At 72.9% G+C, this 20,957-nt stretch carries 18 protein-coding genes; 16 read left to right on the top strand and 2 right to left on the bottom strand.

Going from position 1 to position 20,957, the window contains the following annotated elements; genetic code table 11:
* From OG900_25595 to OG900_25625, 7 genes are all read left to right on the top strand, one after another.
* On the top strand, nt 1-798 hold the full coding sequence (locus OG900_25595; GenBank protein ID WUH93153.1) for an SDR family oxidoreductase: 798 nt from the start codon (nt 1-3) through the stop codon (nt 796-798).
* A gap of 473 nt (nt 799-1,271) precedes the next feature.
* On the top strand, nt 1,272-2,687 hold the full coding sequence (locus OG900_25600; GenBank protein WUH93154.1) for an ATP-binding protein: 1,416 nt from the start codon (nt 1,272-1,274) through the stop codon (nt 2,685-2,687).
* Entirely contained in the window at nt 2,684-3,118 is a 435-nt protein-coding gene (locus tag OG900_25605; GenBank protein ID WUH93155.1) for a roadblock/LC7 domain-containing protein, read from the top strand. Before OG900_25600 ends, OG900_25605 begins: the two co-directional genes overlap by 4 nt.
* Nucleotides 3,115-3,474 carry a DUF742 domain-containing protein gene (locus OG900_25610; protein ID WUH93156.1) on the top strand — a complete coding sequence of 120 codons (360 nt, stop codon included), beginning with the start codon at nt 3,115-3,117 and terminating at the stop codon, nt 3,472-3,474. The genes OG900_25605 and OG900_25610 overlap by 4 nt, the downstream gene beginning before the upstream one ends.
* The gene (locus OG900_25615; GenBank protein ID WUH93157.1) at nt 3,452-4,084 is read left to right on the top strand and encodes an ATP/GTP-binding protein; all 633 of its coding nucleotides are present in this window, start codon (nt 3,452-3,454) and stop codon (nt 4,082-4,084) included. Before OG900_25610 ends, OG900_25615 begins: the two co-directional genes overlap by 23 nt.
* A 5-nt stretch (nt 4,085-4,089) precedes the next feature.
* A complete protein-coding gene (locus OG900_25620) occupies nt 4,090-5,547 on the top strand; it encodes a cytochrome P450 (GenBank protein WUH93158.1) in 1,458 nt (485 codons plus the stop codon).
* A complete protein-coding gene (locus tag OG900_25625; protein WUH93159.1) occupies nt 5,544-6,641 on the top strand; it encodes a cytochrome P450 in 1,098 nt (365 codons plus the stop codon). The genes OG900_25620 and OG900_25625 overlap by 4 nt, the downstream gene beginning before the upstream one ends.
* Before the next feature lie 66 nt (nt 6,642-6,707).
* On the opposite strand, the gene OG900_25630 is transcribed toward OG900_25625, so the two are convergent.
* Entirely contained in the window at nt 6,708-8,384 is a 1,677-nt protein-coding gene (locus tag OG900_25630; GenBank protein WUH93160.1) for a penicillin-binding transpeptidase domain-containing protein, read from the bottom strand.
* A 90-nt stretch (nt 8,385-8,474) separates the two neighbouring features.
* A complete protein-coding gene (locus OG900_25635) occupies nt 8,475-10,199 on the bottom strand; it encodes a phospholipid carrier-dependent glycosyltransferase (protein WUH93161.1) in 1,725 nt (574 codons plus the stop codon).
* 151 nt (nt 10,200-10,350) lie between these two features.
* Between OG900_25635 and rsmI the strand changes: the two genes are divergently transcribed.
* The 9 genes from rsmI to OG900_25680 all read left to right on the top strand — a co-directional run bounded on the left by rsmI (nt 10,351) and on the right by OG900_25680 (nt 20,901).
* Nucleotides 10,351-11,214 carry a 16S rRNA (cytidine(1402)-2'-O)-methyltransferase gene (gene rsmI / locus OG900_25640; GenBank protein WUH93162.1) on the top strand — a complete coding sequence of 288 codons (864 nt, stop codon included), beginning with the start codon at nt 10,351-10,353 and terminating at the stop codon, nt 11,212-11,214.
* Nucleotides 11,215-11,448: 234 nt separating this feature from the next.
* Nucleotides 11,449-11,850 carry a hypothetical protein gene (locus OG900_25645; protein WUH93163.1) on the top strand — a complete coding sequence of 134 codons (402 nt, stop codon included), beginning with the start codon at nt 11,449-11,451 and terminating at the stop codon, nt 11,848-11,850.
* Between the two features lie 85 nt (nt 11,851-11,935).
* Nucleotides 11,936-12,796: a TatD family hydrolase gene (locus OG900_25650; GenBank protein WUH93164.1), complete on the top strand. Its 861-nt coding sequence runs from the start codon at nt 11,936-11,938 to the stop codon at nt 12,794-12,796.
* A gap of 47 nt (nt 12,797-12,843) precedes the next feature.
* The gene (locus tag OG900_25655; protein WUH93165.1) at nt 12,844-13,959 is read left to right on the top strand and encodes a ubiquitin-like domain-containing protein; all 1,116 of its coding nucleotides are present in this window, start codon (nt 12,844-12,846) and stop codon (nt 13,957-13,959) included.
* Between the two features lie 417 nt (nt 13,960-14,376).
* Entirely contained in the window at nt 14,377-15,234 is an 858-nt protein-coding gene (gene rsmA, locus OG900_25660; protein ID WUH93166.1) for a 16S rRNA (adenine(1518)-N(6)/adenine(1519)-N(6))-dimethyltransferase RsmA, read from the top strand.
* Between the two features lie 30 nt (nt 15,235-15,264).
* On the top strand, nt 15,265-16,167 hold the full coding sequence (locus OG900_25665; GenBank protein ID WUH93167.1) for a 4-(cytidine 5'-diphospho)-2-C-methyl-D-erythritol kinase: 903 nt from the start codon (nt 15,265-15,267) through the stop codon (nt 16,165-16,167).
* Between the two features lie 99 nt (nt 16,168-16,266).
* Nucleotides 16,267-18,063 carry an ABC-F family ATP-binding cassette domain-containing protein gene (locus tag OG900_25670; GenBank protein ID WUH95923.1) on the top strand — a complete coding sequence of 599 codons (1,797 nt, stop codon included), beginning with the start codon at nt 16,267-16,269 and terminating at the stop codon, nt 18,061-18,063.
* Nucleotides 18,064-18,200: 137 nt separating this feature from the next.
* On the top strand, nt 18,201-19,982 hold the full coding sequence (locus tag OG900_25675) for a PQQ-like beta-propeller repeat protein (protein WUH93168.1): 1,782 nt from the start codon (nt 18,201-18,203) through the stop codon (nt 19,980-19,982).
* Nucleotides 19,983-20,223: 241 nt separating this feature from the next.
* Entirely contained in the window at nt 20,224-20,901 is a 678-nt protein-coding gene (locus tag OG900_25680) for a LuxR C-terminal-related transcriptional regulator (GenBank protein ID WUH93169.1), read from the top strand.
* Nucleotides 20,902-20,957: the final 56 nt, after the last annotated feature.

Below are 20,957 nucleotides of genomic sequence, written 5' to 3' on the forward strand. Positions count from 1 at the left end.
ATGCGAGGACGCTTCGAGGACTTCGGTGTGATCGTCACGGGCGGGGCACGCGGTATCGGTGAGGCCACCGCGCGGCGGTTCGCCGCCGAGGGCGCCGGAGTGCTGATCGCCGACATCGACCAGGAAGGGGCCGAGCGGACCGCCGGGTCGATCCGGGCGGCCGGCGGCCGGGCCGAGGCGTGCGGCTGCGACGTCGCCGACCGCACGTCGGTGGACGCGGCCGTGGCGCGGGCGGTGGAGGCCTTCGGGACGCTCGACGTGCTGGTCAACAACGCCTACCGGTGCGGCGAGCACCGCCCCGACTTCACCGACGAGGACGACGAGGAGTGGCGGCTCGACCTCGACGTCACCCTGGTCGGCGCGGTGCGCTGCACCCGGGCCGCGCTGCCGCACCTGGCCGCGGCGCCCGACCGGCGGGGCGCGGTGGTCAACATCGGCTCGGTCAACGGCATCTCCTACTTCGGCAACCACTCCTACAGCGCGGCCAAGGCGGGCCTGATGTCGCTGACCCGCACTCTGGCGGTGCATGCCGCGCCGAGCGGAGTGCGCGTCAACCTCATCGCCCCGGGCACCATCCGCACACCGGCCTGGGAGGGCAAGGAGTCGGTCCTGACCGCGGCCGCGCCGCTCTACCCCCTCGGCCGGATCGGCGAGCCGGCCGACATCGCGGCCGCCGTCACCTTCCTCGCGTCCCGCGACGCGGCCTGGATCACCGGCGTGACGCTGCCCGTCGACGGCGGCATCCTGCTCAGCAACCCCGGCTTCGCGGACGCGGTCGAGGCGGTCACCGAACAGTAGCCGCGCTCGCGGGCATGCGCCCGTGACATCCACCCGGTCCGGGCTCGTAACGGCCCCTCGCCCGTAACCGCGCCCCGCCCGTAACAACACCCGGCGCCCGCGCCCGACGCACCCGCCGGGTGGCGTAATTGCGCCGCGCCCCCCGCCCGACGGCGGCGCCGCGTGCCGGCCGGTGCCGAGCGCCGGGGGCTCGGGCGGCAGGACGGGGGCGGGGAAGGCCGGGCGGGGCCCACGGGGAGCCGCACGACGACGCCTCCATGGGGTGACGGGACGTCACAACACCCTCACCAGAGGGCACTTGTCTCTCAGCCAGATGGCTAGGATGATCAGGAAATCCCTTCCCACGGCGGGTGCGCGCGTCGGGTTTCGACCACGCCGACCGCTGTGCGCATCCCGGCGCGCACGTATGTGTGCTTCCGGGATCCGATGGGCTGCCCCGGTCTGATCGGCCTCCCCGAATTCCTGAGGATCTGATGACGAGTCACATATCGGGAGCGGTGTTCTGGCCTGTCGCCGTCGTCGCGCTCGTGGCCCTGGTGTTGTGGGTCCGGCAGGCGGTCGCGACGGCCCGGCTCGGCAGACGGCTCGCCGCCGCCGAGCAGCAGGTGCGGGACCGCGAGGCGGAGGTGCGGATCCGTGACGCGGAGGTCGCGCATCTGATCGACGTGCGCCTGCCCGCCGTGGAGCTGGGCGGGCGGCGGCCCCAGCAGGGCCTGCGGGACGGCCGGCTGGCCGGGACGGTCTACGCCGACCGGATGGACCAGGTCGTGAACCGCTTCGTCGGCACCGTGGAGAAGGCCAGGGTGCGGGCCGACCAGTCCGCCAAGGCCACCCTCAAGGCGGCGATGCGCTCGGTCCAGGCGCTGGCCAACGAGCAGCAGCTGTCCATCTCCGACATGCAGGACCGGCACGACAGCCCGTACGTGCTCCAGGACCTCATGGAGATCGACCACGCCAACTCGCAGTTCGGCCGGCGCGCGCAGGCCATCGCGGTGCTCTGCGGGTCGTGGCCGGGGCGGCAGCGCGCGGCCTCGCCGCTGATCGACGTGCTGCGCGGCGCCAAGTCCCGTATCCGCGACTACCAGCGGGTCGAGATCGGCCAGAGCCCGGACGTCGACGTGGTCAGCCGGGCCGTGGAGCCGGTCGTGCTCGCGGTCGCCGAGCTGCTGGACAACGCCACCCGCCACTCGCAGCCGAACACCAGCGTCGAGGTCACCCTGCGGCCCGCACACAACGGCACCACGATCGTCATCGACGACGCCGGCGTCGGCATGGACGAGCTGGAGGTCTCGATCGCCGTCGAACGGCTCGACGGCGGCGAGAACCTGGACATCAACCGGCTCGGCGACCCGCCGCAGTTCGGCTTCGCGGTGATCGGCGTGCTCGCCGCCCGCTACGGCTTCTCGGTGTCGGTGGACACCAGGTCGCCCTACGGCGGGGTGCGGGCCGTGCTGTTCCTGCCCAAGGCGCTGCTGGCCACCGCGGGGACCGCAGCGGCCCCGGTGGCCGCCCGCGCGGCGGCGCACCTGCGCGCGTCGGCACCGGCCGAGCTGCCCGTACGCACACCGGTACGCGCCGCCGCCGTACCGGCCGCCGCAGGCCAGGCGCCCGCCGCCGAGCCCGCGCACGAGCGCGCGCCCGGCGACGACGACATACCCGAGACCCCGATCACCGGCGCCACCGCGGGCGGCCTGCCGAAGCGGCGCAGGCGTGAGGTCGGCGAGGACCAGCTCGCGGCCCGGCACGCCCGCACCGCGGAGCCCGCAGACGAGGACACCGGGCCGATCCGCACCCCCTACGAGACCGCATCCCGGATGGGTGCGTTCGCCCGTGGCACGCGCTCCGGGCGCGCGGAATCCGCCGACGACGAAGGGACGACTCAGGAATGAACGACCATATGGCCAACGAACTGGGCTGGATGCTCGACGAGGTCCTGAAGGTCCCGGAAGCGCGGCACGCCATCCTGCTGTCCGCGGACGGCATGCTCAGAGCCCACTCCAAGGGCATCGGCAGGGACGAGGCGGAACGCCAGGCCGCGGCCCTGTCGGGGCTCCAGTCCATCAGCCGAAGCACCGCGGAATTCTGCGGCAAGGACGGCTCGCCCTGGCAGCAGACCCTGGTGGAATTCGCCGACGGCTACGTCTTCCTGGTCGCGGCGGGCGCGGGAGCGTATCTGGCGGTCTCCGCCACGCAGGACGTGGACATGGAGATGGTCACCTACCGCATGCAGAAGCTCGTGGACAGGCTCGGCAAGGAGCTGACCAGCCCGCCCCGCCAGGACGCGGCGAACTTCCGGCCGGGCACCACCGTCCCGTCATGACCCCGCCGCGCAGGCGGGAGGAGGGGCTCGTGCGCGCCTACGTCGTCACCGACGGGCGCGCCCACCCGACACGCAACACCCTGGACATCGTCTCGCTGGTGAACGCCGTGCCCGGCCGCTCACTGGCCGGGCTCACCCCCGAGCGGCGTGCGGTGATGGAGCTGTGCCGGGGCGGAGCCCTGTCCGTCGCCGAGGTCGCCGGCTATCTCGCGCTGCCGATCAGCGTCACCAAGGTGCTGATCAGCGACCTCATCGACAGCGGCCACATCATCGCGCGGGCCGCCATTCCCAAGGCGCAACTCCCCGACGTCCAGCTTCTGCAGGAGGTGCTCAATGGGCTCCGCGCCCGCCTCTGACCGCGCCCTCGTCCCCCCGGGCGGCACACCCTCCTACGTGGCCGACTCGGTCAGGACCGCGGCCAAGATCCTCATCGTGGGGCACTTCGCGGTCGGCAAGACGACCTTCGTCGGGACCCTGTCCGAGATCAGGCCGCTGCGGACCGAGGAGCCGCTGTCGCAGGCCGGCGCGCACATCGACGACCTGGCCGGCGTCCCCGACAAGACCGCGACCACCGTGGCCATGGACTTCGGCCGGCTCACCCTCAGCGACAGCCTGGTGCTCTACCTCTTCGGAGCGCCCGGCCAGAAGCGCTTCACGCGGCTGTGGACCGACATGCTCCAGGGCGCGCTCGGCGCCCTGGTGCTCGCCGACACCCGGCGGCTCCACCAGTCCTTCGACGTGATGGGGCTGCTGGAGGAGTTCGGCATGCCGTACGCGGTCGCGGTCAACCAGTTCGACGGGGCGCCGCACTTCCCCGAGGAGGAGATACGCGAGGCGCTCGACCTGCTGCCCGACACGCCCCTGGTCGGCTGCGACGCCCGCGACACCGCCTCCTCCACCAAGGCGCTGATCGCCCTGGTGGAGCACCTCAAGGCCCGCCCCGCCCTCGCACACCAGGAGTCCTGACCAGGATGACGTCCCCCACCGCGCCAGAGTCCGTACCGAACCCGGAGACCGCCCCGGCCGGGCCGCCCTCCCCGCCGCCCGGCTGCCCCGCCCACGCGGGCGGCGCCAGGCGCCTCTACGGGCCGGAGCACGCGGCCGACCCCAAGGCGACCTTCGCGGCGCTGCGCGCCCAGGGCAGCGTCGCGCCCGTGGAGATAGCCCCCGGCGTCGACGCCACCCTCGTCCTGGGCTACCAGAGCGCGCTGGAGGTGCTGCGCAGCCCCGAGCGCTTCTCGAAGGACCCGCGCAACTGGCGGGCGCTGGCCGACGGCACGGTGCCGGGCGACAGCCCGGTGGTGCCGATGATGATGTACCGGCCCAACGCCCTGTGGTCCGACGGCGAGGCGCACGCCCGCTACCGCGGGGTGATCACCGACAGCCTCAGCCAGGTCGACTCCAACGCGCTGCGCGGCTACGTCGAGGAGAGCGCCGACATCCTCATCGACCGCATCGGCGCCCGCGGCCACGCCGACCTGCTCGGCGAATACGGCGCGCTGCTGCCGCTGCTGGTCTTCAACCGGCTCTTCGGCTGCCCCGCCGACATCGGCGACAAGCTGGTCGCCGGCATGTCCGGCATCTTCGACGCCGACGCCGACTCGGAGAAGGCGAACCGGATCCTCGGCGAGGGCATGGCCGAACTCGTCGCCCTCAAGCGCGGCGAGCCCGGCGCCGACGTCACGTCCTGGATGATGGCGCACCCGGCGCAGCTGACCGACGAGGAGATGCTGCACCAGCTCATCCTGCTGGTGGGCGCGGGCACCGAGCCCGAGCAGAACCTGATCTGCAACTCGCTGCTCCTGCTGCTGTCCGACGACCGCTTCGCCGGCGACCTCGCGGGCGGCAGCATGCCGGTCGACGAGGCATTCGACGAGGTGCTGTGGGCCGACCCGCCGCTGGCCAACTACGCGGTGCACTACGCGCTCCAGCACACCGAGGTCGACGGCGTCGGGCTGTCCCCCGGCAGCCCGATCCTGGTCAGCTTCACCGCCGCCAACACCGACCCCGTCCTCAGCGGCGAGCGGCGCGGCGGCAACCGCGCCCACCTGTCGTGGAGCGCGGGCCCGCACACCTGCCCCGCCAAGAGCCCGGCCCGGCTGATCGCGTCGGTCGCGGTGGAGAAACTGCTCGACCGGCTGCCGGACATCGAACTCGACTGCGAGGTGGAGCAGCTGGAGTGGCGGCAGGGGCCCTTCCACCGGGCCCTGGTCGCCCTGCCCGTCGTATACCCGCCGATCACCGTCACCGCGCCGGCCGCCGCGGAAGAGACCCCTGGAGCCACCGGATGGACAACCGAGCGCACCCCGCAGACCCCCTCGTCATCGACCCCGCAGGGCGTGACATCCACGGCGAGGGAGCCCGACTCCGCGAACGCGGCCCCGCGACGCTGGTGGAGCTTCCTGGCGGGGTCCAGGCGTGGGCGGTGACCGACCAGGCGCTGCTCAAGGAGCTGCTGACCGACCCGCGGGTCTCCAAGGACCCGCGGCAGCACTGGACGGCCTGGGCGAACGGCGAGATCACCCCTGACTGGCCGCTCTTCACCTGGGTCGCGGTCACCAACATGTTCACCGCCTACGGGGGCGACCACCGGCGGCTGCGCAAGCTGGTGTCGACGGCCTTCACCGCACGCCGCACCGAGGCGATGCGCCCCTGGATCGAGCAGCTGACCGCCGACCTGCTCGACGGCCTCGCCGCGACACCGGCCGGCGAGCCGGTCGACCTGCGGGAGGCGTACTGCTACCCGATCCCGATCCAGGTGATCAGCCGGCTCTTCGGCGTCGAGGACGAGGAGACCGGCAAGGAGCTGCGGCGGCTGGTCGACAACATCTTCAACACCGCCATCAGCGCGGAGGACGCCGCCGCCACCTTCGCCGGCATCCACCAGGTGCTCAGCGGCCTGGTCGCGCTCAAGCGGGAGACGCCGGGCGACGACCTCACCAGCGTGCTCATCTCCGCCCGCGAGGAGGACGGCTCCCGGCTGACCGAGGGCGAACTCGTCGACACCCTGATCCTGATGATCAGCGCGGGCCACGAGACCACCGTCAACCTGCTCGACAACGCTGTCCACGCCCTGCTCACCCACCCCGACCAGCTCGAACTGGTCAGGTCCGGCAAGGCGAACTGGAGCGACGTGATCGAGGAGACGCTACGGGCCGAGGCGCCGGTCGCCAGCCTCCCGCTGCGCTACGCGGTCGACGACGTCGAGGCCGGCGGGGTGCGCGTCAGGAAGGGCGAGGCGATCCTCGCGTCCTACTCGGCCGCCGGCCGCCACCCGGCCTACCACGGGCCGACCGCCGACCAGTTCGACGTCCTGCGGGTCGACAAGGAGCACCTGGCCTTCGGCTACGGCGTCCACCGCTGCCTGGGCGCCCCGCTGGCCCAGCTGGAGGCCGAGATAGCGCTGCCCGCGCTCTTCGCCCGCTTCCCGGGCCTGGCGCTGGCGGCGCCCGCGCAGGAGCTGGAGCCGGTCGCGTCGTTCATCTCGCACGGCCACCTGCGGCTGCCGGTGCTGCTGGGCTGAGCCCCCGGCATACGGGTGCCCCCGTCCGCGGTCGCCGCGGGCGGGGGCACTGCCGTGCCACGGCGGCTACGAGGCGCGCAGGACGTCCGCGACGATCGGGCCCGCGGACTTGTTGCCGTGGTCGCCCTCCATGACCATCGCGGCGGCCGCCACATGACCGCTGTAGGCGGTGAACCAGCCGGTCGGCAGGTCGTTCTCGTTCTCCTCGGCCGAGCCGGTCTTGGCGCCGTAGGGGCTCTTCACGCCGGTGAGCAGGCCCGCGGCGGTGCCGTCGGTCGCGGTCAGGTGCATCATCGACATCAGGTTCTGCCGGACGGCCGAGGGCAGCGGGGTGGCGCCGAGGTGCTGCCGGTTCTCTATCAGGCCGGTGTCCTGCAGGATCGACGGCTGGTGGAATGCGCCGTCCCGGACGGTGGCGGCGACCGACGCCATGTTCAGCGTGTTCATCAGCACCTGGCCCTGCCCGATCATCTCCGACGTCATCTCGTCGCCCGTGCCGCCGGGGATGCTGCCGTCGGTGGTGCCGGTGCCGGTGTACCAGGGGCGGGCGTCGCCGACGAGCCCGAAGTACTTCTTGCCGACGTCCGTCAGCGAATCCGGGGTCAGGTACTTCGAGAGCCGGATGAAGCCGGTGTTGCAGGACCGGGAGAAGTCCCAGGCCAGCGTGGCGTCCAGCTTGTCGCGCGTCACGTTGTGGTACGCCTTGCCGCCGGTGGCCGCGTATCCGTCGACGCACTGCGACTTCGACTGGGGCGTGAAGTGCTGCGGCGAGAGCATCAGCGCCGTCGCCGTCACGATCTTGAAGGTCGAGCCGGGCGGCTGGAGGGACAGCGCGTAGTTCGTACCCCCGGGCGGGTTGGCCGCCATGGCGAGGATCGAGCCGTCGCCGGTGTCCAGCGCGGTCACCCCCGACTGGCCGTACTTCTTGACCGCCTTCTCCGCCGCCGCCTGGATGCCGGCGTCCAGCGTCGTCTTGAGCTTGGCGTTCTTGCCGGGCGCGACCGAGTAGAGCGTCTTGACGAGGTTGCCGCCGTCGTCGGTCACATAGGTCTCGATGCCGGCGGTGCCGCCGAGCTTCGCGTTCGCGTACCGCTTGCGCAGGTCGGTGAAGACGTCGGTGAGGCCCGGATACTGCGCCGCGGTCATGGTCTTGCCGTGCCGGTCGACCAGGTCCAGGTCCGGCGACGTCGCGAGGCCCGTGACCAGGGACAGTCCGTCCTTGAGGTCGGGCTCCAGGACGCTGGGCGCCCACTTGACGGCCGGATCGCCCACCGTGTCGCGGCCGACGGCCAGGGTCGAGCCGTACGTCCAGACCTTCGGCGCCAGATTCTGGTAGGTGATGGTCGCCTGCACCGTGAACGACACGGTGGTGCCGGCCGCGCCCGCGGCCGCGGTCGAGTCGGTCGTGCTGTCCGTCGGTGTGGCCGTCGCCGTGACCTTGGTGATGCTCGCCTTGTCGCGGTATTCGGCCAGCGCCGTCGCCGCCGTCCCCGCGGAGTCCGTCAGCTTGGCGGCCTTCGCGTCGTCACCTGACGACCAGGCGGCCAGGAAGTCCGCCGCGGTGCCGGTGACGTCCTTCGTGCTGAGCGGCTCGTCCCTGCTGGTCGTGGCGGCCGGCTCGGTGCCGGTGCTGCTGCCGTCCAGACCCGTGTAGATGTTGTAGGCGCCGTAGCCCGCGACGCTCACCATGCAGATGAAGACCGCGCTGATGACGCCGGTCTTGACCCCCCGTGCCACAGGCACCGAGACCCCCTCTTCCCGCCCCCTGAACGCGTTCAAATGAGCGCGCTCCCAGCGGCACTCTACCCGGGTCCCCTGTGGGTTGCGGCGGGGTCACACCCAGGAGTCGAACCACATCCTGGCCTGCCAACCGCTGTAAGGGATGGTCATGCCGGTGTAGATGGGGAAGAAGTAGATGAAATTCCAGATGATCAGCAGGACCAGGGTGCCCGCGCCGACCGCGCCCCACATCCGGCGCCCCTCGCCGGTACCCGGCGGGCCGAGGAAGGCGCCCACCATCATCGCCACCGCCAGGCACAGGTACGGCACGAAGGCGACCGCGTAGAAGTAGAAGATCGTGCGGTCCTGGTAGTGGAACCACGGAAGCAGGCCCGCGCCCAGCGCGCCGAGGATGGCCCCGGCCCGCCAGTCGCGGCGCAGGATCCAGCGGTAGACCAGGTAGAGCAGCGCGAAGCAGGCCGACCACCACAGCAGCGGGGTGCCCAGCGCCAGGATCTCCTTGGAGCAGCCGCCCGCGCTGTGGCAGCCGTCCTGGCCGAGCTTGGGCGACTCGAAGTAGTACGACACCGGACGGCCCAGGACCAGCCAGCTCCACGGGTTGGACTGGTAGGGGTGGGGCGTGTGCAGCCCCACATTGAACTGGTAGACCTCGTATTCGTAGTGCCACAGGCTGCGCAGCGACCCCGGGATCCACGACCACGTGCCGCCGCGGCCGTCGGCCCAGTGCCGGTTGTAGGCCTTGTCGGACATGAACCAGCCGGTCCACGTCGCCAGGTAGGTGAGCAGCGTGACCGGGATCATGGTCAGCACCGACCAGCCGAAGTCCTTGCGCAGCATCGCCAGCCACGGCTGCCGGGCGCCCGCGACGCGGCGCGAGCCGATGTCCCAGGCCAGCGTCATGATCACGAAGAACGCCAGGAAGTAGAAGCCGTTCCACTTGCTCGACGCGGCAAGGCCGAGGCAGACCGCCGCGGCGATACGCCACGGGCGCCAGCCCATGCCGACCCGTCCGCCGACGTGCCGGTCGGGGCCCGCCCAGCCCGACTCGTCCACCGGCAGCGCCCGCGCCAGCCGCGCTCTGGACCAGTCGCGGTCCACCAGCAGGCAGCCGAAGGCGGCCAGGGCGAAGAACATGATCACCAGGTCGAGCAGCGCGATCCGGCTCATCACGAATTCCAGGCCGTCCACCGACATCAGCACCCCGGCCAGGCAGCCCAGCGCGGTGGAGCGGAAGAGCCGGCGCCCGATGCGGCAGAGCATCAGCACCGCCAGGGTGCCGAGCACGGCCATCATGAAGCGCCAGCCGAAGGGGTTCATCCCGAACATCCACTCGCCGACCGCGATCACCCACTTGCCGGCCGGCGGGTGCACCACGTAACCGGGGGCGTCGGACAGCGGGATCGTCTGGGGGTGCCCCAGCAGGTCCGGGTTGGTGATCTTGGCGTCCGGCCAGGTGCCCTCGTAGCCGAACTGGAGCAGCGACCAGGCGTCCTTGGCGTAGTACGTCTCGTCGAAGACGACCTCGCGGGGCGTGCCCAGGTGCCAGAAGCGCAGCGCGCCGGCGAAGACCGCCACCAGGACCGGGCCGAGCCAGCCCGAGATCCTGGCCAGCAGGTACGACAGCTCCTGGCCGGCGCCCAGCGAACGCCACAGCCGCGTCCCCGGCTCGGGGAAGGGCGGCACCAGGCGCTCGCGGGTGTCGGTGCGCGGCCTCTCCGCATAGCCGAACCTGCGCAGCCGTTGCGCCCAGGGGCTCGGATGCGGCTGTGCCAGAACAGCCTCGGCGGCCCGGTCCTGCGTCGCGGTCTCACTCGTCACCGGCCCATCGTAGGGAACGCCTCTGAAAATGTGATGAGGTCGGCGCCCGGCCGCCCCTGTTTGTCCGTAAACCCGTGCGCCGGCTGTGCGGCCCGCACGGGACGCCGCCAGGGGGAGACCGGGCGGCCGCAGCGAGTGGGAAGCTAGGGCGGTGACCACGCAAGCCGCAGGCGTCCTCGTACTGGCCGGAACCCCCATCGGCGACCCCGCGGACGCCCCGCCGCGGCTCGGCACCGAGCTGACCGGCGCCGACGTCATCGCCGCCGAGGACACCCGGCGGCTGCGCCGGCTCACCCAGGCGCTCGGTATCGAGCCGACCGGGCGGATCGTGTCCTACTTCGAGGGCAACGAGACGGGCCGCACACCGGAGCTGGTCGAGGCGCTGGCCGGCGGCGCGCGTGTGGTCCTTGTCACCGACGCCGGGATGCCCTCCGTCTCCGACCCCGGCTACCGGCTGGTCGCCGCCGCCGTCGAGCGCGGCATCACCGTCACGGCGGTTCCCGGGCCCTCCGCCGTCCTGACCGCGCTCGCCGTCTCCGGGCTGCCCGTCGACCGCTTCTGCTTCGAGGGCTTCCTGCCCCGCAAGGCGGGCGAGAGGCTGGCCCGGCTGCGCGAGGTCGCCGCGGACCGCAGGACGCTCGTCTACTTCGAGGCCACCCACCGTATCGACGACACGCTCGCCGCCATGGCCGAGGTCTTCGGCGCCGAACGGCGCGGCGCGGTGTGCCGCGAGCTGACCAAGACCTACGAGGAGGTCAGGCGCGGCCCGCTGGCCGAACTGGCCCGCTGGGCGGCGCAGGACGGTGTACGGGGCGAGATCACCGTCGTGGTCGAGGGCGCTCCGGCGCCCGGGCCCGCCGACCTCGACCAGGCCGAGATCGTCCGCAGGGTCGCGGCGCGCGAGGCCGCGGGTGAGCGCCGCAAGGAGGCCATCGCCGCGGTCGCCGCGGACGCGGGGCTGCCCAAGCGCGACGTCTTCGACGCGGTCGTCGCCGCCAAGCACGGCTCGGTATGAGGCCTACCCCCGGCCTGTCCGGCGGGTTCCGTACGGCTTCCGGGCTCCGTACGAGCCGAGTCGCGCGCCCTAAACCGCGCGCATGGCAAAGCGACACCGGCCAACTCCCACATAGACCCCAAATCTGGCTCAAGAGTCGGACACGGCTGCTGCGGCGGCTGCCTGCGGGGCGTTCGCTGGGGAGTGGAAGTCCCGATCCGGGCGCTGTGCCCGGAGGGCGCGCAGGAGCTGCACATGAGCGACACCATTGGTAGCGGACCGAAGCCGCCGGCCGCCGCCGACCCGGGCGCGAACGTCGTCCACGAGGCCTATTCGTTCGCCTGCATGAACTGCGGGCACGGCTGGGAGCAAGCCTACGAGATCGAGCACCACGTCGACACCTTCGGCCGCGGCTACGTCACCTACCTCGCGGACGGCACCCAGGTGCCGTCCCCGCTGACCCACCCCACGTGCGACAACTGCGACGGCCACCGGGTGCGCATCATGACCCCGGGGCGGGTCGCGGGCGTGGCAGCCGTACGGCCTGCCCCGCGCCGGGCGCCGGCCCCCGCGTCGCCGCACCACTGGTCCGCCCTGCACTTCCTGCACCGCAGGCACGAGCCCAAGGCCGACGAGGGGGGCAAGGCAGGGGAATGAGCCCCGCCGCCGGTACATTGCGGGCGGGTTCCTGGGCGGGTGCCTAGGCGCAGGCCCGCGGGACCGGGTCCCTAGGATCGGGGGCATGCCAGACAGGGACAGCAAGAAGCCGACCGCACCGCCCCCGGCGCCCGAGCCGCTGCGGGTGGCGGTCGCCGACTCCCACACCCACCTCGACATGCAGTCCGGCAGTGTCGCCGACGCCGTCGCCCAGGCCGCGGCGGTCGGCGTCGACACGCTCGTCCAGGTCGGCTGCGACCTCGCCGGGTCGCGCTGGGCCGCCGAGACGGCCGCCGCGTGGGACCGCATCTGGGCCACGGTGGCGCTGCACCCGAACGAGGCGCCGCGGGTGGCGGCCCGCGCCTCCGGGGGAGGCCGGGCCGGGCTCGACGCCGAGATCGACGCCATCGACGCGCTCGCCGCGCTGCCGCAGGTCCTCGGGGTCGGCGAGACCGGCCTCGACTACTTCCGCACGGGGCCCGAGGGGGTCGAGGACCAGCAGCACTCCTTCCGCCGGCACATCGCCATCGCCAAAAGCCACGGCAAGGCACTGGTCATCCACGACCGGGACGCGCACGCCGATGTGCTGCGCATCCTCGCGGAGGAGGGCGCGCCCGCCACCGTGGTCTTCCACTGCTACTCCGGCGACGCCGAGATGGCCAAGGTGTGCGCCGAGCACGGCTACTACATGTCCTTCGCCGGGACCGTCAGCTACAAGTCCGCGCAGAACCTGCGGGACGCGGCCGCCGTCGCCCCGCGCGAACTGCTGCTGGTCGAGACGGACGCGCCCTTCCTGACCCCCGTGCCGCACCGCGGGCGGCCCAACGCGCCTTACCTCATCCCGGTCACGCTGCGCGCGATGGCCGCGGCCAGGGGGGACGACGAGGACCTGCTCGCGGCGGCCGTCGCCGCCAACACCGCACGGGCGTTCGGTTACGACACGTGAGGTGAAATGCGGTGTTCTGCCGCTTTTAGGCTTTAAGGTCCGGCACCGTGAGCATTCACCTCGCCGGACACGCGCGCAGGCTCGTACCGCAGACACTCGTCGTGGCGGTGCTCGCCGGCAGCGCCGGGTCGTATGTCGTGGCCGACAAGACCGTACGGCTCAGCGTCGACGGCCGGGTGCGGACCGTCCACACCCTCGCCGCTGACGTCGCCGGCGTCCTGCGCCGCCAGCACATCGCGGTCGGCGGCCACGACATCGTGGCGCCCGCGCCCGGGACGCCCCTGCACGACGGCGACGCCGTCGCCGTACGCTACGGCCGCCCGCTGACCCTCACCTTCGACGGGCGCCGCCGCCGCGTCTGGACCACGGGGACCACCGTCGCCGCGGCCCTGCGGCAGCTCGGCGTCCGCGCCGACGACGCCTTCGTCGACGCCTCCCGCGGCGCCGCCATCGGGCGGCTCGGGCTCGCGCTGTCCGTCCGCACGCAGCGCCGCGTCACCGTCGTCGCGGACGGCCGCGCGCACATCGTGCGCACGCACGCGCTCACCGTCCGCAAGGCCGTCGCGGACGCCGGCCTCGTCCTCGGCCCCGAGGACACGGTGTCGCCTGCCATGGACGGCTTCCCGGCGGAAGGCCTCGCCGTGACCGTCGTACGCGTGCGGACCTCGCGGGCCACCCGCCGCGAGAGGGTGCCCTACCGCGTCGTACGCCGCCGCGACCCGTCCCTGCCCCGCGGGTCCACGGCGGTGTCCGTGCCGGGGCGCTCAGGGCTGCGCGAGGTCCGCTACGCCGTACGCACGGTCGACGGCGTGGCCCGCTCCACCCGCGTCCTGCGCACCGCGCTCGTCCGGGCGCCCGTCGCCGAGGTCCTCCGCGTCGGCACATCCGCGCCCACCCCCCGCCTGGACTGGCACGGGCTCGCCCTGTGCGAGTCCGGCGGGCGCGCGCACGCCGTCGACCCCACCGGGCGCTACGGCGGCCTCTACCAGTTCGACGTCCGCACCTGGCGCGGCCTCGGCGGCCGGGGGCTGCCCCAGAACGCGGACCCTGCGGAGCAGACGGCTCGCGCCAAGCGCCTCTACGCCTCGCGCGGCGCCTCACCCTGGCCGACGTGCGGCCCCCACCTCTTCCCGCGACGCGGCGCCTCCCCACGCACCAGGTGATCGCCCCTTGCGGTGTGCCTTCGCCTGGGGGTACCCCCACGCGCCCCCGGGGTGATTGGCACTTGCGGTGGCATTGCTTACTGCGCGCCTCTTCGAAGGGGCGCGCAGTTCCCCGCGCCCCTTCGGGCCTGCGCACTCCTACGCCCAGGCGTTGCCTCTGCCGCAGAGGGTGACCGTTTTTCAGGGGCGCGGGGGACTGCGCGCCCCGCCCCCACCGGACCGCAACGGTGAACGCGACAGGACGAGGCTGTCACCCAGGGGCGCGTGGGGGTACCCCCAGGCGAAGCGCTGGGGGAGAACTGCGAGACCAGCACCCACGCAGCGGCACCGTCGAGTCCGTGACAGCACCCCGCAGGGAGTGGTGCGGGCCGGTTGCCGGGGGAAGCGCGGGGTGGGGGAGCGATTAGCCTAGGGCGCGTGAGTGGGACTGGGAGCGACGCCCTTTTGGGCCCCGCGGACGTCAGGGAGCTGGCCGCGGCGCTCGGCGTGCGGCCGACGAAGCAGCGCGGGCAGAATTTCGTGATCGACGCGAACACCGTACGGAGAATCGTGCGGACCGCGGAGGTCGGGCCCGACGACACGGTCGTCGAGGTGGGCCCCGGGCTGGGCTCGCTGACGCTCGCGCTGCTGGAGGCGGCCGCGCATGTGACGGCGATCGAGATCGACGACGTGCTGGCGGCGGCGCTGCCCGCGACGGTGGCGGCCCGGCTGCCCGCCAGGGCGGACCGTTTCGACCTGGTCCACAGCGACGCCATGGCGGTGACCGAGCTCCCGGGCCCGCCGCCCACCGCCCTGGTGGCGAACCTGCCGTACAACGTGGCCGTGCCCGTGCTGCTGCACATGCTCGCGACCTTCCCCGGTATCGAGCGCACGCTCGTGATGGTGCAGTCCGAGGTCGCCGACCGGCTCGCCGCCGGGCCGGGCAACAAGGTCTACGGTGTGCCGTCGGTGAAGGCGAACTGGTACGCCGACGTCAAGCGGGCCGGGGCGATCGGGCGCAGCGTCTTCTGGCCCGCGCCCAACGTGGACTCGGGGCTGGTGGCGCTGGTGCGGCGCGACCCGCCGCGTACGTCGGCGAGCCGCCAGGAGGTCTTCGCGGTGGTCGACGCCGCTTTCGCGCAGCGCCGCAAGACGCTGCGGGCCGCGCTCGCGGGGTGGGCCGGGTCCGCCGCGGCCGCGGAGTCCGCGCTGGTCGCCGCCGGGGTGTCCCCGCAGGCCCGCGGTGAAGCACTGACGGTCGAGGAATTCGCCGCCGTCGCAGAACACAAGCCGTAGCCCGTCGCCGTAGATGAGGAGCCCCCGCCCGTGAGCGCCGTCACCGTCCGCGTGCCCGCCAAGGTCAACGTCCAGCTCTCGGTCGGCGGCCGCCGCCCCGACGGCTTCCACGACCTGGCCACCGTCTTCCTCGCGGTCGGACTGTACGACCATGTCAGCGCCGCGCCCGCGGAAGGGCTGCGGATCACCGCGGCCGGGCGGGACGTGGCCAGTGTGCCGCTGGACGCGACGAACCTCGCCGCACGGGCGGCGGTCGCGCTCGCCAAGCGCTACGGCGTCGAGCCGGATGTGCACCTGCACATCGACAAGGACATTCCGGTGGCCGGGGGCATGGCGGGCGGGTCCGCGGACGCGGCGGGCGCGCTGGTCGCGTGCGACGCGCTGTGGGGTCTCGGGGCGCCCCGCGAGGAGCTGCTCGCGCTGTGCGCGGAATTGGGCAGCGACGTGCCCTTCTCGCTGGTCGGGGGCGCCGCGCTCGGGACCGGGCGCGGGGAGATCCTCACCCCGCTGGAGGTCGGCGGCGAATTCCACTGGGTCTTCGCGGTCGCGGAAGGCGGGCTGTCGACGCCGGACGTCTACCGGGAGTGCGACCGCCTGCGGCGGGCCGGCGGGGGGAGCGACCTGGCCGCGGACCTTCCGGCGCCCGGCGCGGACCCGGCGCTGGTGGCCGCCCTGCGGGAGGGCTCGGCCGCCGCGCTGGCCGACGCGCTGTCCAACGACCTCCAGGCCGCGTCCGTCTCCCTGCGGCCCGCGCTCGCCGACACCCTCGCGGCCGGCCGCGAGGCCGGCGCCCTGGCGGCGCTCGTCTCGGGCTCCGGCCCGACGTGCGCCTTCCTCGCCCCCTCCCGGGCCGCGGCCGACGCCCTGGCCGCCGCTTTCCCCTCCGGGGCCCACCCGGCCCTCTCCCCGGCCCCGGGCGCCACCCTCCTGTGACCCCGGCCCTCGCCGGGGGATCGGGAGTGTGAAGGGGCCCGGGCCGCCGGGCGATTAGGGTGAGGGGGAGATGATTCCCTGCGCTTGGAGAGACCCGAAGTGGCCGTCAACCTGGTCAACGTCGAAGCCGTCGGCAAGACGTACGGCACGAGGGCGTTGCTGGACGCCGTGTCCCTGGGGGTGTCCGAGGGGGACCGGATCGGGGTCGTCGGGCGGAACGGGGACGGCAAGACGACGCTCGTGCGGATGCTCGCGAAGCTGGAGGAGCCGGACGCGGGACGCGTGACGCACCAGGGCGGGCTGCGGCTCGGGGTGCTGACGCAGCACGACAGCCTGGACCCGGCGGCGACCGTGCGGCACGAGGTCGTGGGGGACCGGGCGGACCACCAGTGGGCGGGCGACGCCCGGATCAGGGACGTGCTGACCGGGCTGTTCGGCGGGCTGGACCTGCCGGGCTTCCCGGCCGGGCTCGACACGGTGATCGGCCCGCTGTCGGGGGGTGAGCGCCGGCGTATCGCGCTGGCGAAGCTGCTGATCGACGAGCAGGACCTGATCGTGCTGGACGAGCCGACCAACCACCTGGACGTGGAGGGCATCGCCTGGCTCGCGGCGCATCTGCGGGCCCGCAGGTCCGCGCTGGTGGTCGTGACGCACGACCGCTGGTTCCTGGACCAGGTGTGCACCCGGATGTGGGATGTGCAGCGCGGCACGGTCTATGAGTACGAGGGCGGCTACAGCGACTACGTCTTCGCCCGCGCCGAGCGCGAGCGCATCGCGGCGACGGAGGAGACCAAGCGGCAGAACCTGGTCCGCAAGGAGCTGGCGTGGCTGCGCAGGGGCGCCCCGGCGCGTACGTCGAAGCCGCGGTTCAGGATCGAGGCGGCGAACGCCCTGATCGAGGACGTGCCGCCGCCGCGGGACAGCGCGGAGCTGATGAAGTTCGCCAACTCGCGGCTCGGCAAGACCGTTTTCGAGCTGGAGGACGTGACGGTCACGGCCGGCCCGAAGCAGTTGCTGCGGCACATCACCTGGCAGCTCGGCCCGGGTGACCGGGTCGGCCTGGTGGGGGTGAACGGCGCGGGCAAGACCTCGCTGCTCAAGGCGCTGGCCGACGCGGCGGTGAGCGACGGCGACAAGCAGCCGGCCGCGGGCCGGGTCGTGGTGGGCAAGACGGTGCGGCTGGCGTACCTGTCGCAGGAGGTCGCCGAGCTCGACCCGACCTGGCGGGTACTCCAGGCGGTGGAGGCGGTACGGCAGCGGGTCGACCTGGGCAAGGGCCGGGAGATGACCGCCGGGCAGCTGTGCGAGAAGTTCGGCTTCACCAAGGAGAAGCAGTGGACGCCGGTCGGCGACCTGTCCGGCGGTGAGCGGCGCCGGCTGCAACTGCTGCGCCTGCTGATGGACGAGCCGAACGTGCTCTTCCTCGACGAGCCGACCAACGACCTGGACATCGAGACGCTGACCCAGCTGGAGGACCTGCTGGACGGCTGGCCGGGGTCGATGGCCGTGATCAGCCACGACCGGTATTTCCTGGAGCGCACCACCGACCGCACCTTCGCGCTGCTCGGCGACCAGACGCTGCGGATGCTGCCGCGCGGCGTGGACGAGTATCTGGAGCGCCGTCAGGTGATCGCGGAGGCCGCCGCCCCGCCCGCGCCGCCGGCGAAGGAGAAGCCGGCCGGCGACACCAGGGCGGCGAAGAAGGAACTGCAGCGGATCGAGCGGCAGTTGGACAAGGTCGGCGACAAGGAGAAGGTGCTGCACGCGCGGATCACCGAGAATGCCACCGACTTCGCGAAGGTCGCCGAGATCGACGCGGAGCTGCGGGCCCTGCGCGAGGAGCGCGAGGACCTGGAGATGCGCTGGCTCGAACTCGCCGACGACGCAGGGCAGTAGGGGTGGGCTGACGGCGGGGGAGAACCTGTGGCAGGGCGGTAACGGAACAGCGGCGGCCCACGGGGGCAAGGGTGCCGGGGTGATAGAAATAATTTCCGCCAACCCGACCCCGAAGTCAGTTCGAAGAGGTCTCGCTCATGTCGCAGCCGCCCCCGCCGCCAGGCAACCCGCCCGAGTTCGGGAAGTCGTCCGACGGAGCGGTACCGCCCCCGCCGCCGCCCCCGCAGGCGCAGCAGCCGCAGACTCCGCTCCCGCCGCAGGGCTACGGCTACCCGGCGCAGACCCCGCCGCCGCCCCCGGGCGGCGGTTACGGCTACCCGGCGGCGGGCCCGCCGGCCGCCGCCGACAACCCGTACGCGCAGCCGGTGCCGCCGGCGCAGAATCCGTACGCGCAGCCGCCCGCCCAGGCGGCCTTCCCGCCCCAGGCGCCGCCGCAGGGCCCGCCGCCGCCCCCGCAGTACGCGGGCGCCCAGCCCCCGCCGCCCTATCCGGGCCAGCCGCAGTATCCGGGCCACCCGCAGTACGGCCAGGTGCCGCCGCAGGGGCCCTACGGCTACCCGGCCCCGCAGCAGTATCCGGGCGCTCCCGGCGGGCGGTCGAACAACAAGCTGCTGGTCGTCGTCGCGGCAGTGGTGGCCGCGGTGCTGGTGATCGGCGGCGGCGTCTACCTCGCCACCAAGGGCGGCGACGACCCCAAGCCGGGCCCCAAGCCGATCGCGCAGAGCAGCAGCGACGGCCCGACCACCGCGCCGCATTCCGGCCAGTTGCAGTTCGGCTGGGACAAGCCGGCCGACAAGGTCGCGGAGAAGGACAACCTCAAGACGGTCTTCGGGATCTGGTTCACCGACAAATACGTGGTGAAGCAGGAGATCGACAAGGTCGTCGCCTTCGATCTGGGCACCGGCGACCCCGCCTGGACACTGCCCGCCGCCTCCCGCGGCGACTGCGCGGCGGCCAAGGACACGTACCAGAACCTGGCGGCGGTCCAGTACGGCCCCAGCTGCAACCAGGTGATGGTCTTCGACCTGGCGACCGGTGTGCAGAAGTGGTCGGTGAACCTGCCGGGAGCGACCGGCGGCAAGACCGACTTCGACTACTCGCAGATGGCGATCAGCGGCGACACGGTCGGCGTCGACTGGCTCAGCGGGTCCATCGGCTACCGGCTGTCCACCCAGGCGGTGCTGTGGCAGGGCGGCAACGGCGACTGCGAGGACGACGGCTATGCGGGCGGCAGCCAGTTCGTGGTGATCGTCAACTGCGACTACAAGACCTACAAGGTCCAGGCCATCGACCCGGAGAACCACGGCAAGTCGAAGTGGTCGTGGGAGGCGCCGACCGGCACCGAGGTCAACGCGATCGTGTCCACCGACCCGGTCGTGGTGGTGCTCGGCACCGAGAACAGCAACAGCACCGACGTGGTCACCCTCGCAAACGGCCGCATGCAGTCCAGGATCTCGCTGGGCACCGACAAATACGACGTCTCCCTCGGCGACAACGGCGCCCAGGACGTGCACAACATCCTGGTCAGCAAGGACACCGTCTATCTGACGCTGCGCAGCCAGGGCGACAGCAAGGGCCAGGTGCTGAGCGGCATCGTCGCCTTCAACACCAGTGACGGCAAGCAGAAGTGGGTCGCCAAGCCGGCCGACAAGCAGGACATCGTCGGCCTGGACTTCGTGGACGGCCAGGTGCTCGCCCTGGAGCCGCCGGACTACGACGTGGCGGGACAGTTGGTCACCATCGACCCGGCGAACGGCGCGATGAAGAAATACGCGGGCTTCGCCGACGGCGCCTCGGACCATGTCGACATCTCCGACCTGGAGAACTACCCGTACTGGCACGCCGGCCACTTCTTCGTGGCGTGCCACACCGTCTACGAGGGCAACGACGACCAGAAGTACCTGGTCGAATTCCACTGACCGCCCCGCGGGTCCCGGTGATCCGCAGTTGAACGACCCGCGCGCCCCCTGTCGGCAGGCAGTCCGGAATTCCCGGAAATTTCTGCCCGGTTCGGGGCGCGCGCCCATGGGGCAAGCGTGTAACTTCGCGGCCTGGGCTCATACCGTTCGGGGGAGCGGTTGGGACCGGTTCGGGAGCGGTATGCACAGGGAACGGGGGCGGCGGCGGATCGGACCCCCGGGGGGATGGGGGATTGCCGACATGGGCGTACGCCTCGTCGTGGTCGATGACCACCGGCTGCTCGCCGAGGCGTTGGCCTCGGCGCTGAAGCTGCGCGGGCACCGGGTACTGGCCGCGTCCGCGCCCGCGGGCGGGGCGGCGGAGCTGGTGCTGACGCGGTCGCCCGAGGTGTGCCTGTTCGGTACGGCGGCGCCGGCGGAGCCCGGCGCCTTCGACGCGGTCGCCAGGATCAGGCGGGAGCGGCCCGCCGTCGCGGTGGTCGTGCTGGGCCCCGTCCCCGACCCGCGCGGCATCGCGGCGGCCTTCGCGGCCGGCGCGTCGGGCTACGTGCGCCACGACGAGCGTATCGAGGGTGTGGAACGCGCCATGGCCAAGGCGCGGGCCGGCGAGGTCGCGGTGGCGCAGCCGCTGCTCCAGGGCGCCTTCGCCGAGCTGCTCAACCCGGCGCGGCAGCCGGACGACGAGGGTATGCGGCTGCTCGAACTGCTGACCCCGCGCGAGGTCGAGGTGCTGGTGCGGGTCGCCGAGGGCGAGGACACCCGGCTGATCGCCGCCGGGATGCGGATAGCACCGAGCACCGCGCGTACGCATGTGCAGCGGGTGCTGATGAAGCTGGGGGTCGGCTCCCGGCTGGAGGCGGCCGCGCTGGCCGCCCGGACGGGCCTGCTGGACCGCGCGGCGGCCCCGGGACGGCGCTGAGCCCCCTTCCGGACGGTGCCGGGCCGCCCTTCCAGGGCGGCGTGACCCGGCCGGGA

It is taken from the genome of Streptomyces sp. NBC_00433 (genome assembly GCA_036015235.1).
Taxonomy (GTDB): domain Bacteria; phylum Actinomycetota; class Actinomycetes; order Streptomycetales; family Streptomycetaceae; genus Actinacidiphila.

Excerpts from the sequence above, each read along its gene's own strand:
- OG900_25595 (WUH93153.1), top strand. The coding sequence starts at position 1 with ATGCGAGGACGCTTCGAGGACTTCGGTGTGATCGTCACGGGCGGGGCA.
- OG900_25600 (WUH93154.1), top strand. The coding sequence starts at position 1,272 with ATGACGAGTCACATATCGGGAGCGGTGTTCTGGCCTGTCGCCGTCGTC.
- OG900_25605 (WUH93155.1), top strand. The coding sequence starts at position 2,684 with ATGAACGACCATATGGCCAACGAACTGGGCTGGATGCTCGACGAGGTC.
- OG900_25610 (WUH93156.1), top strand. The coding sequence starts at position 3,115 with ATGACCCCGCCGCGCAGGCGGGAGGAGGGGCTCGTGCGCGCCTACGTC.
- OG900_25615 (WUH93157.1), top strand. The coding sequence starts at position 3,452 with ATGGGCTCCGCGCCCGCCTCTGACCGCGCCCTCGTCCCCCCGGGCGGC.
- OG900_25620 (WUH93158.1), top strand. The coding sequence starts at position 4,090 with ATGACGTCCCCCACCGCGCCAGAGTCCGTACCGAACCCGGAGACCGCC.
- OG900_25645 (WUH93163.1), top strand. The coding sequence starts at position 11,449 with ATGAGCGACACCATTGGTAGCGGACCGAAGCCGCCGGCCGCCGCCGAC.
- OG900_25650 (WUH93164.1), top strand. The coding sequence starts at position 11,936 with ATGCCAGACAGGGACAGCAAGAAGCCGACCGCACCGCCCCCGGCGCCC.
- OG900_25675 (WUH93168.1), top strand. The coding sequence starts at position 18,201 with ATGTCGCAGCCGCCCCCGCCGCCAGGCAACCCGCCCGAGTTCGGGAAG.
- OG900_25680 (WUH93169.1), top strand. The coding sequence starts at position 20,224 with ATGGGCGTACGCCTCGTCGTGGTCGATGACCACCGGCTGCTCGCCGAG.